Source organism: uncultured Ruegeria sp. (genome assembly GCF_947504215.1).
Classification (GTDB): domain Bacteria; phylum Pseudomonadota; class Alphaproteobacteria; order Rhodobacterales; family Rhodobacteraceae; genus Ruegeria.
Window position 1 is genome coordinate 1 of sequence record NZ_CANNGO010000016.1, and the last position, 13,685, is coordinate 13,685.

Here is a 13,685-nt window from a genome sequence, read left to right on the forward strand (position 1 = left end):
CGCGTCCGATATTTCATCTCTCACACTCCATCTTTCCAAAAAGAATAAAGTGTTGCGCTCACCCGTTGAAACCGCCGGACAAAGCCGCCGTTCATTACCGGTCGTTTAACGCGCAGGTCGAATCACGTTAGAGTTGGAAGTACTAGTATTCCAGTGAAGGAGTATCGAACAATGCCGTTAGTTTTTCTCATTGCAGTTTTGTCACTTCTCGCCACTTTTTCATATTTGACGCCTTTGAGCGCCCGACAGCTCCCCGGTTACCACTTTGCAGCCAAAGTCCCTCATGCACACACAAAATCCAAGGAGCAAGTTAGAGCAGGGAAATGGTCTCAACGGTTTGAAGTGCGTGCAGGTGACTGTGGTTCAGACCAAGGGTGGAATGATTGCAGTTCGGATCGTGAAAGGTCGGAGATTACTCTGCAAAAACGTTGGACCTATGGAACGGATCAGTGGATCGGATTTAGCGTATTCTTACCGAAGGACTTCAAAACAAGCGACAGAGTTAGAACTACAGTCGGGCAGATTCATCAAAAGGGCGGTCCGAGCGGAGAAGCTGGCGGCTTCAAGTCCAATCCCCCTGTTGTACAACAGGAAATGAAAGGCAATCAGTACTTTGCTAAAGTCCATATTTTGTCTGGAGACTCTAAAAACGTGAGAAATTCTGACAAAAGATTTGAGCTGGCTTCTATTTCTGCCATGAGGGGTAGGTGGACTGATGTTGTCTTGCATTTTGACACTAAGGGCGACGACGAAGTTCTTGAAGTTTACATCAACGGGCAAAGAAAAGCCTACATAAGCGATTGGTTAAAATTTCGACCAAAAAACTACTCGTTCAAATACGGTATCTACAGGTCATTCGTGAGCCGAAACAATGGACCAATGCCTACCCAAGTCATTTTTTTTGATGAAGTAAGGATGGGAAACAAGCATTCCAAAGTGCAGGTGAATACCAGGCGCCCTACGGACTAGACTAAATAGGACATTTTTGGCCCGGTCAGATATGCGCATGTAGCTGCTGGGGTCCTTCGGCCTCATTGAGGCTTCTCAGTACAGCATGTGCCCCAATGGGCTCGCAGCGGACGTTGCGCCAGAAGACTGGGTACGTAGACTGCATCCAGCGAAGGACTCTGTTTCTGTTGCGCACTGGACTCAGAGTGTTCGGCATAACAGTTCCGAAGTCTGTTTGCGCTCTGCAAGTGACGAAAGAAAGTGAGAGATCTCCTATGGTATGTCCCAAACCTCCGTATGCAGGCGCCTGCCTTTGTGGTGCTGTGCGGGTCAAAGTGACCGCGTCGCCGCTTTTGACCCTGGCGTGCCATTGTCGCGATTGTCATAAATTCAGCGCGAGCGCGTATTCTCTCACAACGATGTTTCCAAGTGACAGTTTTTCTTACACTGGCGAAGTGATCAAAGGCGGTCGCCATTCAAGCGGACGGACGCACTATTTTTGTGCGTCGTGCCTGAATTTCATCTATTCCCGGATTGAAGGGGCGGATTGGCGGGTTAACCTGCGGACGTCAGTGCTGGACCGAGCCGCGTCGTTCGAACCGTTCGTGGAATTGATGACTGATGAAAAGATGCCTTGGGTGGATGTGCCCGTCGCTCACAGTTTCTCTCAGTTTCCTCAGTCACTCGACGACTTACAAATGCTTCTGGATGGCTACGCCGAGTGGTGGCAGAGGAGCGGAGGAACAGATGAGCCAACGCGGCGATCATAGCCACCGGCCATCCCATATACGGCATTGGTCAATTTAGGCTTGGAATTGGCATTATGTCGTTTCCGGAGCAAGGCGGGCTGACGTGTGTTGCGCACGTAAGCTGATCGCTTGCGCCTGAGGGGCGGGATTGCTATCTCGGCCCAAGCCCGATGAAATTGATCGGGAAAGGCAAGGGGGTCCATTGGTGACAGAGAACGCAGCTCCTCCTCGGTTGGAAATTCGAAATCTGGTCGCCCGGTATGATGGGCGGGTCGTGGTGGATGATGTTTCCCTGACCGTGCAGGCGGGGCAGGTGACCTGTTTGCTGGGCCCGTCTGGTTGCGGAAAGTCCACGACGCTGCGAATGATCGCGGGTGTCGAGATGCAGGAAAGCGGCCAGATCTACGTCGATGGCAAGCTGATTTGCGACACGGTGTTTCGGGTGCCGCCCGAGCGGCGGGAAATTGGCTTGATGTTTCAGGACTTTGCCCTGTTCCCGCATCTGAGCGTAGCCAACAACGTGGCGTTTGGCCTTAAGGGCAGTAAAGACGAAAAACGCGCCCGGGTGGAACAGCTGTTGGCCAAGGTCGATCTGATGCGCTTCATCGACGGGTTTCCGCATCACCTGTCGGGGGGCGAGCAGCAGCGTGTCGCGCTGGCCCGTGCGCTGGCCCCGCGTCCACGCATCATGCTGATGGACGAGCCCTTCTCGGGGCTCGATAACCGTTTGCGCGATGGTATCCGTGACGAAACGCTGGCAATCCTTAAGGAAGAAGACGCTGCTGTTCTGCTGGTCACGCACGAACCGGAAGAGGCGATGCGCATGGCCGATGAGATTGCGTTGATGCGGGGCGGGCGTATCGTGCAGCAAGGCGCGCCCTACAATGTGTACACACGCCCCGCGGATAAAGCTGCGGTCTCATTTTTCAGCGATGTCAACGTGTTGCGATCGCAAGTTAACGGGGCATTGGCCGAGACACCTTTTGGTCAATTCCTGGCGCCAGGGGTTCCGGATGAAACAGATGTCGAGATTGTCTTTCGCCCGCAACATATCAAGCTGGATTTCGACCGTAACGGCAAAGGTCCCCTGCCGACGGCCACGGACGGAGTTGCCGCACGCGGTGTTGTCGAGCGGGCCCGGTTTTTAGGCAATGAAAGCCTCGTCGAGTTCCGCATGGACTATGACGGCTCGATCCTAAGGGCAACGGTTCCGAACGTGTTCGTTCCGGGTCCGGGGAGGGTCATGTGGCTAACCATTCGACGTGACAGGTGTTTTGTATTTCCGGTCTGACAGGGTTTGCCCCGCAGTTTCCAACTAAGTGGTGCGCGAAAGCCGCAGATTGTGGCGGCGCGTCGCTTGCTGCAACGCGGTGGCGCGTCTATCAAGGGCCAAACGCGGGGGTGGAACGGGCATGCGTATTCTTCTGACCAACGATGATGGGATTAACGCTCCGGGGTTGATCACGCTCGAGGCGATTGCAGCGGATCTGGCCGGACCCGACGGTGAGGTCTGGGTGGTTGCACCGGCATTCGAGCAATCGGGCGTTGGGCATTGCATCAGCTATACCCATCCCATGATGGTCGCAAAACTGGGGGACCGCCGATTTGCCGCCGAAGGCTCACCCGCGGATTGCGTTTTGGCCGGGTTGCACGACGTGATGACCGAATGCCCGCCGGATCTGGTGTTGTCAGGGGTGAACCGGGGCAACAACTCGGCCGAAAACACGCTGTATTCGGGGACAATCGGTGGCGCGATGGAGGCCGCTTTGCAAGGTGTGCCCGCAATCGCCCTGTCGCAGTATTTCGGACCGCGTAATCTGGGTTTGGAAGACCCGTTCGAGGCCGCCAAGCGGTTTGGCGCCGATCTCGTGCGCCGCATTTTGGACGCCACACCAGACGAGCAGGGCGATTACAGGCTGTTCTACAACGTGAACTTTCCACCGGTTCCGGCCGATGAAGTGTTGGGCACTCGTGTCGCGCCGCAGGGCTATCGCAAGGATACCCGCTTTTCGGTCGAGCCGCACAGCTCGCCTTCGGGGCGACGGTTTCTCTGGATTAAGGGCGGATACCAGCACAACCCAACCGCGCCGGGAACAGATGCCGCCGTCAATCTAGAGGGCTATATCTCGGTCACACCGATGCGTGCTGACCTGACGGCCTATGATACGCTGGAGGCGTTGAAGTCGATCGAATGAGCGGACTGGACCCAGAAACAGTGATGCAATTCCTGTTCGCCCTACGCAAGCGGGGCGTGACAGATGCGCGTGTTCTGGCTGCGATGGAAAAGGTTGACCGGGGCCGGTTTGTTACTGGCCTGTTCGCGGACCGGGCCTACGAAGATATGCCACTGCCCATCGCATGTGGTCAGACGATCAGCCAGCCTTCAGTTGTGGGGTTGATGACGCAGGCTCTGGATGTGCGCCCACGCGACACGGTGCTAGAGATTGGCACCGGGTCGGGGTATCAGGCAGCCGTCCTGTCCAAGCTGGCGCGCCGTGTCTACACAGTCGAGCGTCATCGGCGTTTGGTAAACGAAACCGGCAAGCTGTTCAGCGAAATGGGGCTGACCAATATCACTTCGATGTTGTCAGATGGATCCTATGGTTTGCCCGAGCAGGCGCCGTTTGACCGGATCATTGTAACAGCCGCCGCCGAGGACCCGCCAGGACCGCTCTTGGCGCAGCTTAAAATCGGGGGTATCATGGTGCTACCCGTGGGACAGTCGGATGCGGTGCAGCAGCTTATTAAGGTGACGCGTACCGAGGACGGTCTGGACTATGACGAATTAACGTCTGTTCGTTTTGTGCCTCTGCTTGAGGGGCTTGGGAAGGACGAGACGTAAAGGACGTATCGAATTGGTCGCCGGAACCCCGGAAAACAGGGGCAGGCGTTGAGGACAAAATGATGAGAGCAGTTTCCAAATCAGCGATACGCCGCTGTGCGACAGGGGTTGCCGCACTGGCGGTCTTGGCCGGGTGCGAAGGTCCGTTGGACTATGATCTGCGCGGTGAAGTCGGCGGATTTTCGACATCGCCAGCCGCGCTATCCGCAACCGCCAACAGGCCAGCGCCGGATGGGCGTGGCGTTATCACCTATCCCAACTATCAGGTTGCCGTTGCCCGCCGGGGTGACACGGTTGCAGATGTGGCCGCCCGTGTGGGCCTGCCCGGAGGGGAACTGGCCCGGTTCAATGGCCTGCAACCCAATGACGGGCTGCGTGATGGCGAAATCCTCGCCCTGCCGCGATCGGTCGGCGGTGCGAGTGGGGTAGACATTGCCACAATTGCTGGCACAGCGATTGATCAGGCACCCGATTCTAGCGGTGTTCAGACGACGACATTGGAGCCCGCCAAGCCAAAAGCCACCACGGCGCCCGTGCAGCCCGGTCCAGAGCCGACGCGACATAAAGTGAAACGTGGCGAAACCGCCTATACGATTTCGCGCCTGTACAACGTACCGGTCGAGTCGCTGGCCGAGTGGAACGGGCTGGGGCCCGATTTCGCAATCCGGGAAGGGCAGTACCTGCTTATTCCCGTCAAGGACCAGGCGGCCCCTCGGCAAACCGCTGCGGCTGCTCCGGTTGCTGCGACCGAGGTGACTCAGCCGGGACAGGGCTCACCCACACCGACGCCGCCTAGTGCGACACAACCATTGCCGGAAGAAAAGATTGAGGCGGCTGAGGCGCCGGATGTCACAGCCGAGGCGCCCAGCAATTCCACCGGATCAGGGGCGTTGTCTCTGCCTGTGTCGGGTAAGATCATTCGGACCTACGACAAGGGCAAGAACGAAGGCATCGATATCGCAGCTGCCCCAGGGACCTCGGTTGAAGCGGCCGAAGCAGGAACAGTTGCGGCCATCACGGCGGATGCAGACCAAGTGCCAATCATAGTGGTCAAGCACACCAACGATCTGCTGACCGTTTACGCCAATGTTGAAGGCATCACCGTCAAAAAGGGTGATCGGGTTCGGCGCGGTCAAAAGATTGCTGCGCTGCGCGGTGGCGACAATGCCTATGTACACTTCGAAGTGCGCAAGGGCTTTGAATCTGTCGATCCCGAGCCATATCTGAAGTGATCTCGGTGCCGCCCGTACCCGGCCATCTCGCTGATAAAGCTTCGAAGAATATCACGCGGTATCAGGCGGTTGGGTCATAGTCACTCAACTGTTTTCCGGGCTCGTCCGCAAAGACTTCGGGCATAGGTGTGACGGTTTCGATCAGGTCGATACGGAAGACGCGAAAGCCATCTCGCAATTCGCACCAGGCGGTCAGCGTCCAAACTCGCCCCCAGTATTCCATATGGAGGGGGCGGATCACGCGATCTGTCAGAACACCGTCGATACGGCGATAGGACAAGCGTAGTTTTTGACGGGATTTGATCGCCGCTCGGATCGGGGCCATATGGGCCAGCCCACGCGCGGCATCTGCAAAGGGATAGACGGCGAATTTCCAGGTATCGGCCTCAGCCACGACCTGTGTCGGCAGCACAGCATCGATCTTGTCGGCAAGCGACCCCGCAGCTGCCTTTAGGTCGGGATCAGCTGCCTCGGCCACAATGGCCATGCCAAGATTCAGCGCTTCAAGCTCGGCGGGTGTCAGGTTCAGGGGGGGCAGGGTGATCTGCTCGCGCACCATATATCCCACACCACGTTCGCCCTCGACCGGAACGCCCGAAGCAACCAACGTGTCCATGTCGCGATAGATAGTGCGGACCGACACCTCAAGCCGGTCCGCAATGTCCTGCGCGCGGTGTAATTTGCCGTCACGCAGGATCTGAATGATATCAAACAGTCGATCAGTGCGGCGCATTTACTTTCCTCGGGCGCGCCGCCCTGTCCGTTACGATGTCATATTCCATAGCACATGCTCATGTCTGACCTGAACGCTGTCTGGCTGCATAGTGGCCATCAGGGCCGGGGCAAAATCCTGTTCTGGAAACTTTGTGGCGGCATCTTTCGCGGACTGCATGTCCTGCCAAATCACATAGTCGGTCCATTGACCGTCCTCGCCCAGGCTGAGCTGACGGTGCATAAAGCCGGGCGCTGAACGCACGAAGCCTTCCGAGGCCTGACTGAGTTTCACGAAATCTTCCGAAGTGGTGCCATTGGCCAGTTTGAATGTTACAATTTCTGCGACTTGGGTCATCTGAGTCTCCGTTGACTGGGTTTAGATGCCCTAGACCTAGCCACCATCAACTGACATAAACCTGTCAGTTGGAAAAGGCGAGCCCTTAGAAAATGCCCAAACTCATCAATTTCGGGCCATCCAATGCCTCAGATCTCTTTCTGCAGAGCGCTTTGGGTCGTAAACACAACGCGAAAACAGATTTCCGGCGCGCGTAGCGTCGACGCACTAGGAGAAAAGACATGCTTAACAATATCGGTTTACCCGGCATCCTGCTCATCGCAGTTGTGGTTCTGGTCCTGTTTGGACGCGGAAAAATCAGTTCGCTGATGGGCGAAGTCGGCAAAGGCATCACTTCGTTCAAGAAGGGTGTTAAAGAAGGCGTGGAAGAGGGCGAACAGGAAGCCTCAGAACTGGCCAAGGACGTCACGCCGGAAACCGAAAAAGACAAGGTCTAATTCCCAATGTTTGATCTGGGCATGACCGAGCTTCTGGTCATCGGCGTCGTCGCCCTGATTGTGGTCGGGCCAAAAGACTTGCCGGTGTTGTTCCGCAATGTTGGCCGATGGGTTGGCAAGGCGCGGGGCATGGCGCGTGAATTCAGCTCGGCGATGAACGATGCGGCTGATGAGGCCGGCGTGAATGAGATCAAAAAGGGGCTGAATGCCGCGACCAACCCGGTCGGGAGCGCGATGGACGGCGTGAAAGAGGCCGCGCAAGATATGGCCAAAAGCATCGATCCAACCAAGTTCGATCCAGACAGCGAAACTGGCAAGCTTGCGGCCGAACGGGCAGAACAGGCCAAGAAAATTCAGGCCACGACCGCCCGTGCTGCGGCCGAACGCAAGGCCAAAGAAGCTGCTGACGCACTGGCAAAGGCAGAAGAGGCCGAAGCCGCGCTGAACACTGAAAGCAAAACATGAGCAAGACCGACGAAATCGAGGATTCCTCGGCCCCTTTGATTGAACATCTGGCCGAACTGCGCACGCGGCTGATCCGGTCCGTCATCGCGTTTGTTATTGGCATCATCGTCGCGTTCACGGTGGCCGAACCGATCTTGCAATTTTTGGTGCAACCGATCGAGGCAACGCTGCGTGCCCTGGGTGATCCTGCGCCGACGCTGCAATATACGTCGCCTCAGGAATACTTGTTCACGCTGTTCAGGATCTCGATGGTGTTCGGGTTTGCGCTGGCGTTCCCGGTGATCTCGTACCAGTTGTGGCGCTTTGTGGCACCGGGGCTTTACAAGTCTGAAAAGGGTGCTTTCATGCCCTTTCTTGTCGCGTCACCGTTTATGTTCCTGCTGGGCGCATCCTTTGCGCAGTTTGTCGTTACGCCCTTGGCGATGCAGTTCTTTTTGGGCTTTGCAGATGTCAGCTCGATTTTCGCCAACCTGCTGTCAGCGACAAGTGGCGATGTGCCTGAAGAAATCGTAGTTGTCCCTGAAACCGCTGAAGGCGTGAAAATCACCTTCTTTGGCAAGGTCAACGAGTCCTTGGACATCACACTCAAATTCATCATTGCGTTTGGCCTGTGTTTCCAGTTGCCAGTGTTGCTGACCCTTATGGGCAAAGCCGGGCTGGTCAGTGCCGAAGGCCTGGGCAGCGTTCGAAAATACGCGATGGTAGGCATCCTTGTCTTGGCTGCGCTGGTCACACCGCCAGATGTGATCACTCAGATCATCCTGTTTGTCGTGGTCTATGGTCTGTACGAGGTCTCCATCTTCCTGGTGGCACGTGTCGAGAAGAAGCGCGAAGAAAAACTGCGTGCCGACGGTTATTACGACGACGAAGCCGAGGCAGACGATGACCTGATGCAGGACTTCGAAGACGACAAGTAATGTGCTTGTGAAATTGGATCAGGCGCGCCCTTGTTTGGCGCGCCTTTTTCATGTGCAGCCCTTGTTGCGCGGGACGGAACATGATTGAAACCCTGCGAAATACTCCGGAGGAACCGATGGACGATCAAGCCCTGAATCGTATTGCCGACGCGTTGGAGCGTATGGCACCAGCACCTCTGGCCGCGCCCGATTTCAACGCCGCTTCGGCTTTTGTATGGCACGTGGATCCAGATCGGCTGGTGCCGGTTGCGCAGGTCAATCGGGTCGATCTGGACTTGCTGGTGGGCATCAATCGGTCGCGGGATACTCTGCTGGATAACACGCGTCGGTTCGCAACCGGCTTCAAGGCCAACAACGCGCTGCTTTGGGGCGCGCGGGGGATGGGGAAATCCAGCCTAGTGAAGGCGGTTCATGGCACGTTGCACGCGGATCATCCTGACCTGAAACTGGTGGAGCTGCAGCGCGAAGATATGGGCTCGGTCGCGCGCTTGCTAAACCACCTGCGCGCCGCGCCGCACAGGTTCATCCTGTTTTGCGATGATCTGTCTTTCAGCCATGATGACCAGCACTATAAATCGCTCAAAGCGGTTCTGGATGGCGGCATCGAGGGCCGACCCGAGAATGTGGTGTTCTACGCTACCTCTAACCGCCGCCACCTGATGCCAAGGGACATGATCGAAAACGAACGCTCCAGCGCGATCAACCCGTCCGAGGCGGTTGAGGAAAAAGTATCGCTGTCGGATCGTTTTGGCCTGTGGTTAGGCTTCCACCCCTGTGATCAGGACGAATATCTCGCCATGATCGACCGCTACTGCGCGGCTTATGGCGTTACTGTCGATGCGGAAATGCTGCGGGCTGAAGCCATTGAATGGCAAGCCACGCGCGGCGCGCGCTCAGGCCGCGTCGCTTGGCAGTTTTTTGTCGACCTGGCAGGTCGCAACGGCGTCTATATCGCATAACGCGCCGCTTCATCTGGCTAAAAATATCCCCGCCGGAGGCATGGCCCGAAGGGCCATTCCTAAATCTGAGCGAGAACTTGCGCGGCTGCGTCCGACGTGCTGGTAAGTGCATCGCGGTCTTCACCGGGATGAAACCGGGCCCGTACCGCCGTCGGCATAGGCGCAGGTTCGACGATCGAAACCCTAGGTCCGGTGCGCTCGGTCTCAGCTGCCCAGCTGCGCGCCAGGGCCATCTGGGTCGCTTTGGTCGCACCGTAAATGCCGTAGAATTTCTCTCCGGCTTTGGGGTCGTCAAAGAATACGGCATGCCCGGCCTCACCCAAAAGTGGTGCAACATACGGGATCAGGATTGACGTGGCATTGGCATTTGTATTGATCGCCTTGGTCCATTCCTTGGGGTCGACAAAATGCGCAGGCGTAAGGGCCGAGGTATGGATTGCGGTATGCAGCCACAGATCGATCTTGCCCCAACGATCATGAATGCCACGGCACAGGGTCGCCATGGCGTTGGGGTCCGTGATGTCCATCGGCGCCAAAGTGGCCGAGCCACCTTTGGCCTGAATGCGGTCGTCCAGCTCTTCCAGCCCACCGGTTGTGCGGGCCACGGCGACGACGTGATAGTCGGGCACCAGCGCCTCGGCCAAGGCTGCACCCAATCCGCGAGAAGCCCCTGTGACAAGGGCGATTTTGATCTGATCGGTCATGACTGCGGTTTGACCCGCCGCACGCGGGGCGTCAAGATGCGATTAGCTGCCGGGGATGGCGATCCGCTTGGTTTGGCCGCTTTGTCGCAGCATGATGCCATGTTCGTCGATGGCAACCACCGTGCCCGAGGCGACCCGGCTGCCGGTTTTCACCTCTTTCACACGGCCGGATGACAGTCGCATCAGAGCATGCAGGTCAGCTTTCGGCCCAAATATCCCTAGAACCGAGACCGAATTCTTTTTCAACGCGCCCTTTTGAGTGGCCGCGCTTTTGACAGTGGCGTTTGACATGAAATGCGGTCAGGGCAGGGCCCCAACCCCTTTTTGGTGAGTGGTGGTCAGGTGCCGGCTATCAAACGGGATAAGGGAACAAAAGACTGCCGCAGCGTCGCAAAATCTCATCTGACACGGGCTTTCTGGAACCCCTTGCTAGACCGTCATATTCTGGATGGCATCGTGCGCGGATTTCTACCGGTGACGGCAAATGGTCAGGCGAAACCGGCAATACATACCGCGGCACTAGATGTCCAAACGCATTGCGATTCGGGTCGAGACCGCCTGTCTATGCCGGTGATCAACCCGAGGCGAGCTTGGCTGCATTCCACGACCCGCCCGGAACTTGCATATCCTCCCGCTTTTTGCTGACGCGGGTGCTGTTTTCCAGGCTGTCCAGATAATCCGGGCTGACACTGCCGGTGATGTATTCGCCGTCAAAACACGAGCAGTCAAACGCCTCGATGTCAGGATTGCCTTCTTTGGCGGACCAGATCAGATCGTCCAGATGCTGATAGAACAGGGCGTCTGCACCCAGTTCTTCGCGGATCTCTTCGATGTCTTTACCGTTTGCGATCAATTCGTGTTTTGTCGGCATGTCGATGCCGTAGACATTTGGATATTTCACCGGCGGTGAGGCGCTGGCGACGTAAACTTTCTTAGCACCTGCTTCCCGGCACATCTGAACGATTTTTTTGATTGTGTTGCCGCGCACGATCGAATCGTCGATCAGCAAGACATTGTGGTCTTTGAACTCCAACGGAACCGCGTTTAGTTTGCGTCGTACGGATTTCTGGCGTTCTTCCTGGCCCGGCATGATGAAGGTCCGTCCGACATAGCGGTTCTTGACCAGACCTTCCCGATACGAAATGCCGGTGGCCTTGGCGACTTCCAGTGCCACAGGGCGGGCGCTGTCAGGGACCGGTATGATCCGATCGATCTCGAGCCCTGCGGCCTCAATCTGGCGTGCCAGCGTCTGGCCCATGCGCATTTGGGTTTTGTAAACGGATACTCCGTCCAGCATCGAATCCGGACGCGCCAGATAGACGTATTCAAAGATACAAGGTGTCAACTGACCGTCGACCGCCTGGAACGTGTGCATGTTGCCGTCCAGATCGATCAGGATGGCCTCACCCGGCTTGACGTCGCGCAGCTTGTCAAAGCCGTTGATGCCAAAAGCTACGTCCTCGGACGCAAACGCGTAGTCGTCGCCTGCGCCGTCGACCTCTCGCTTGGCAACTGACAGGGGGCGAATGCCATAAGGATCGCGGAAGGCCAGCATCCCGACGCCCGCCACCAGACAGATCACCGAATAGGCGCCCTGAACACGTTCCATGGTCATTTTGACCCCAGCAAAGATGTTGCGGATCGGGTCGGCGTTGCCATTGACCTTGATCGCATCGGCGACTTTGTCGGCCATCACGTTCAGTAGAATTTCGGAATCCGACGTGGTGCGCAGGTGTCGGCTGTACTTGCCGGTGACCTTCTCGCGCTGCGCGGCGGTGTTGGTGATGTTGCCGTTGTGAACCAGATAGATGCCGTAGGGCGCGTTCACGAAGAACGGCTGCGCCTCAGACGCGCTGAGCGATCCTGCCGTTGGATAGCGGACATGGCCCATGCCGATTTTGCCCATAAGAGTCTCGGCATCGCTGGCATTGAAGACGTCCTTCACCAGACCGTTGGCCTTTTTCTCGCGGAAAAATTCGCCATTGTAAGTAACGATACCCGAGGCGTCCTGGCCGCGGTGCTGCAACATCAACAGCCCATCATAGATTTCCGCAAAGACATCATGTGTCCGGCTTGCGATCCCCAAAATCCCACACATGTACGGGCTCCAACTTCTATGATTTTTTGACGCGAGGTTTGACTGGCCGCCGGGATCGGATCATTTGCATCGAGGGCGCAGAGCGTGTGATTTCTGCTGTTCTTGACGCCAAATAGGCGAACATCATAGCCGCGACGGCAAATGAATACAGAAAGAACAAGATCGGCGGCTCCGATTCCGTGACGGGTTGGGTTCCACATACTGCCTAACAGCGACGCTGTCATCAAAGGATCACAAACACCTATTGCCGCAGGTCACATTTGTGTTCGGCAAAGACACAGCACGAGGTTGGTGACATGCGCAAACATATATGCTGTCATGTTGATGCGTCGGTGCAATTCTTATTCCAAAGTCGCAGGCAGGGTTCGAGTATGTGGCAAAACAAACCTACCTATCGCAAAGAAGAAAAGCCCAAGCGGCGCTGCCATCGATGCCAGGGTATGGGGCGGGCGCCCTGTCAGATTTGCAACGGGACGGGTGAAGTGATCAAAAGCCGCGATGTTTATGGCAAGCCGATCAGCAGCCGTTGTGATGGGTGTTTCGGGGTGAAATCAAGCCGTTGCACTGTCTGCGGCGGAGAAGGATTCGTCTGAGTGCTGCGCAAGAAAAAGCCCAGTCAAACGCCGGGCTTAGATACAAACTTGTGAACTTGCGTAATCAGCTATCGGAGGGTGCCGCTTCGGCAGGTGCCTCGGTGCCAGCGGTACAGCTTGCCACCAGCTCTTCATACTGTTGTGTCACCCAGCCCAGAGCTTGTTCTGGGTTCTGCTCTTCGATTTGCGAGCTGAACTGTTCGAACACTTTGGCCGAGCGGCTTTCGTCAACGATCGTATAAGACTGACCGGTCATAACGGTGTCGTAGACAAAGAAGGCGATGGCCACCAACAGGATGCCGCGAGCAATACCGAAGAAGAACCCCAGCGCCTGATCCAGCCCGCCAAGCGCCGAGCGCTGCACCAGCGAGGAAAACAGCGGTGTGAAGATGCTGACCACGATCAGGGCGATTGCAAAGACGGCTGCGAAACCGGTGATCACCGACAATTCACAGCTGTCGCGCAGGAAATCTCCAACCACCGGGATTTCCTTGACCAGCGGTACCGCTTGTGGCGCGAAAATGAACGCCAGAACGGCGGCCGCGACCCAGCCTATGATGGCCATGACTTCGCGCATGAACCCGCGCGAATAGGCCAGCAGGCCCGACAGAACGATGATCAGGGCGACCACCCCGTCAATAATTGTAAAACCTTCCATGGCCCTCGCCTGTT

The 13,685-nt window shown here is 56.8% G+C and carries 16 protein-coding genes; 10 read left to right on the forward strand and 6 right to left on the reverse strand.

Going from position 1 to position 13,685, the window contains the following annotated elements:
- The first annotated feature begins 171 nt into the window (after positions 1–171).
- The 6 genes from Q1B21_RS20095 (at position 172) to Q1B21_RS20120 (ending at position 5,771) form a co-directional block, all read left to right on the forward strand.
- Positions 172–969, forward strand: a complete 798-nt coding sequence (locus Q1B21_RS20095) for a heparin lyase I family protein (RefSeq protein ID WP_299892592.1) — start codon at positions 172–174, stop codon at positions 967–969.
- 254 nt (positions 970–1,223) lie between these two features.
- A complete protein-coding gene (locus tag Q1B21_RS20100) occupies positions 1,224–1,718 on the forward strand; it encodes a GFA family protein (protein WP_299892595.1) in 495 nt (164 codons plus the stop codon).
- Positions 1,719–1,902: 184 nt separating this feature from the next.
- The gene (locus tag Q1B21_RS20105) at positions 1,903–2,988 is read left to right on the forward strand and encodes an ABC transporter ATP-binding protein (protein WP_299892598.1); all 1,086 of its coding nucleotides are present in this window, start codon (positions 1,903–1,905) and stop codon (positions 2,986–2,988) included.
- Between the two features lie 121 nt (positions 2,989–3,109).
- The gene (surE, locus tag Q1B21_RS20110) at positions 3,110–3,892 is read left to right on the forward strand and encodes a 5'/3'-nucleotidase SurE (RefSeq protein WP_299892601.1); all 783 of its coding nucleotides are present in this window, start codon (positions 3,110–3,112) and stop codon (positions 3,890–3,892) included.
- Positions 3,889–4,539 carry a protein-L-isoaspartate(D-aspartate) O-methyltransferase gene (locus tag Q1B21_RS20115; RefSeq protein ID WP_299892604.1) on the forward strand — a complete coding sequence of 217 codons (651 nt, stop codon included), beginning with the start codon at positions 3,889–3,891 and terminating at the stop codon, positions 4,537–4,539. Before surE ends, Q1B21_RS20115 begins: the two co-directional genes overlap by 4 nt.
- A gap of 62 nt (positions 4,540–4,601) precedes the next feature.
- Positions 4,602–5,771, forward strand: coding sequence for a peptidoglycan DD-metalloendopeptidase family protein (locus Q1B21_RS20120; RefSeq protein WP_299892607.1), 1,170 nt, complete (start codon positions 4,602–4,604; stop codon positions 5,769–5,771).
- Positions 5,772–5,832: 61 nt separating this feature from the next.
- On the opposite strand, the gene Q1B21_RS20125 is transcribed toward Q1B21_RS20120, so the two are convergent.
- Both Q1B21_RS20125 and Q1B21_RS20130 read right to left on the reverse strand, forming a co-directional pair.
- Positions 5,833–6,504: a YafY family protein gene (locus tag Q1B21_RS20125; RefSeq protein WP_298934839.1), complete on the reverse strand. Its 672-nt coding sequence runs from the start codon at positions 6,502–6,504 to the stop codon at positions 5,833–5,835.
- A gap of 30 nt (positions 6,505–6,534) precedes the next feature.
- Entirely contained in the window at positions 6,535–6,840 is a 306-nt protein-coding gene (locus tag Q1B21_RS20130) for a hypothetical protein (RefSeq protein WP_299892610.1), read from the reverse strand.
- Between the two features lie 221 nt (positions 6,841–7,061).
- On the opposite strand from Q1B21_RS20130, the gene Q1B21_RS20135 reads away from it, so the two are divergent.
- The 4 genes from Q1B21_RS20135 (at position 7,062) to Q1B21_RS20150 (ending at position 9,618) form a co-directional block, all read left to right on the forward strand.
- On the forward strand, positions 7,062–7,277 hold the full coding sequence (locus tag Q1B21_RS20135) for a twin-arginine translocase TatA/TatE family subunit (RefSeq protein ID WP_120635614.1): 216 nt from the start codon (positions 7,062–7,064) through the stop codon (positions 7,275–7,277).
- 6 nt (positions 7,278–7,283) lie between these two features.
- Entirely contained in the window at positions 7,284–7,742 is a 459-nt protein-coding gene (tatB, locus tag Q1B21_RS20140; RefSeq protein WP_299075745.1) for a Sec-independent protein translocase protein TatB, read from the forward strand.
- The gene (locus Q1B21_RS20145; protein ID WP_299075742.1) at positions 7,739–8,659 is read left to right on the forward strand and encodes a twin-arginine translocase subunit TatC; all 921 of its coding nucleotides are present in this window, start codon (positions 7,739–7,741) and stop codon (positions 8,657–8,659) included. The genes tatB and Q1B21_RS20145 overlap by 4 nt, the downstream gene beginning before the upstream one ends.
- 116 nt (positions 8,660–8,775) lie before the next feature.
- On the forward strand, positions 8,776–9,618 hold the full coding sequence (locus Q1B21_RS20150) for an ATP-binding protein (RefSeq protein ID WP_299075737.1): 843 nt from the start codon (positions 8,776–8,778) through the stop codon (positions 9,616–9,618).
- Positions 9,619–9,677: 59 nt separating this feature from the next.
- On the opposite strand, the gene Q1B21_RS20155 is transcribed toward Q1B21_RS20150, so the two are convergent.
- From Q1B21_RS20155 to Q1B21_RS20170, 4 genes are all read right to left on the reverse strand, one after another.
- Positions 9,678–10,322, reverse strand: a complete 645-nt coding sequence (locus Q1B21_RS20155; RefSeq protein WP_299075734.1) for an SDR family oxidoreductase — start codon at positions 10,320–10,322, stop codon at positions 9,678–9,680.
- Positions 10,323–10,364: 42 nt separating this feature from the next.
- Positions 10,365–10,613: a hypothetical protein gene (locus tag Q1B21_RS20160; RefSeq protein ID WP_298934845.1), complete on the reverse strand. Its 249-nt coding sequence runs from the start codon at positions 10,611–10,613 to the stop codon at positions 10,365–10,367.
- A gap of 283 nt (positions 10,614–10,896) precedes the next feature.
- Positions 10,897–12,420: an amidophosphoribosyltransferase gene (purF, locus tag Q1B21_RS20165; RefSeq protein WP_299892616.1), complete on the reverse strand. Its 1,524-nt coding sequence runs from the start codon at positions 12,418–12,420 to the stop codon at positions 10,897–10,899.
- 657 nt (positions 12,421–13,077) lie between these two features.
- Positions 13,078–13,671, reverse strand: a complete 594-nt coding sequence (locus tag Q1B21_RS20170) for a CvpA family protein (RefSeq protein ID WP_298934847.1) — start codon at positions 13,669–13,671, stop codon at positions 13,078–13,080.
- Between the last annotated feature and the right edge of the window lie 14 nt (positions 13,672–13,685).

Excerpts from the sequence above, each read along its gene's own strand:
- Q1B21_RS20095 (WP_299892592.1), top strand. The coding sequence starts at position 172 with ATGCCGTTAGTTTTTCTCATTGCAGTTTTGTCACTTCTCGCCACTTTT.
- Q1B21_RS20100 (WP_299892595.1), top strand. The coding sequence starts at position 1,224 with ATGGTATGTCCCAAACCTCCGTATGCAGGCGCCTGCCTTTGTGGTGCT.
- surE (WP_299892601.1), top strand. The coding sequence starts at position 3,110 with ATGCGTATTCTTCTGACCAACGATGATGGGATTAACGCTCCGGGGTTG.
- Q1B21_RS20115 (WP_299892604.1), top strand. The coding sequence starts at position 3,889 with ATGAGCGGACTGGACCCAGAAACAGTGATGCAATTCCTGTTCGCCCTA.
- Q1B21_RS20120 (WP_299892607.1), top strand. The coding sequence starts at position 4,602 with ATGAGAGCAGTTTCCAAATCAGCGATACGCCGCTGTGCGACAGGGGTT.
- Q1B21_RS20125 (WP_298934839.1), bottom strand. The coding sequence starts at position 6,504 with ATGCGCCGCACTGATCGACTGTTTGATATCATTCAGATCCTGCGTGAC.
- Q1B21_RS20130 (WP_299892610.1), bottom strand. The coding sequence starts at position 6,840 with ATGACCCAAGTCGCAGAAATTGTAACATTCAAACTGGCCAATGGCACC.
- Q1B21_RS20135 (WP_120635614.1), top strand. The coding sequence starts at position 7,062 with ATGCTTAACAATATCGGTTTACCCGGCATCCTGCTCATCGCAGTTGTG.
- tatB (WP_299075745.1), top strand. The coding sequence starts at position 7,284 with ATGTTTGATCTGGGCATGACCGAGCTTCTGGTCATCGGCGTCGTCGCC.
- Q1B21_RS20145 (WP_299075742.1), top strand. The coding sequence starts at position 7,739 with ATGAGCAAGACCGACGAAATCGAGGATTCCTCGGCCCCTTTGATTGAA.
- Q1B21_RS20150 (WP_299075737.1), top strand. The coding sequence starts at position 8,776 with ATGGACGATCAAGCCCTGAATCGTATTGCCGACGCGTTGGAGCGTATG.
- Q1B21_RS20155 (WP_299075734.1), bottom strand. The coding sequence starts at position 10,322 with ATGACCGATCAGATCAAAATCGCCCTTGTCACAGGGGCTTCTCGCGGA.
- Q1B21_RS20160 (WP_298934845.1), bottom strand. The coding sequence starts at position 10,613 with ATGTCAAACGCCACTGTCAAAAGCGCGGCCACTCAAAAGGGCGCGTTG.
- purF (WP_299892616.1), bottom strand. The coding sequence starts at position 12,420 with ATGTGTGGGATTTTGGGGATCGCAAGCCGGACACATGATGTCTTTGCG.
- Q1B21_RS20170 (WP_298934847.1), bottom strand. The coding sequence starts at position 13,671 with ATGGAAGGTTTTACAATTATTGACGGGGTGGTCGCCCTGATCATCGTT.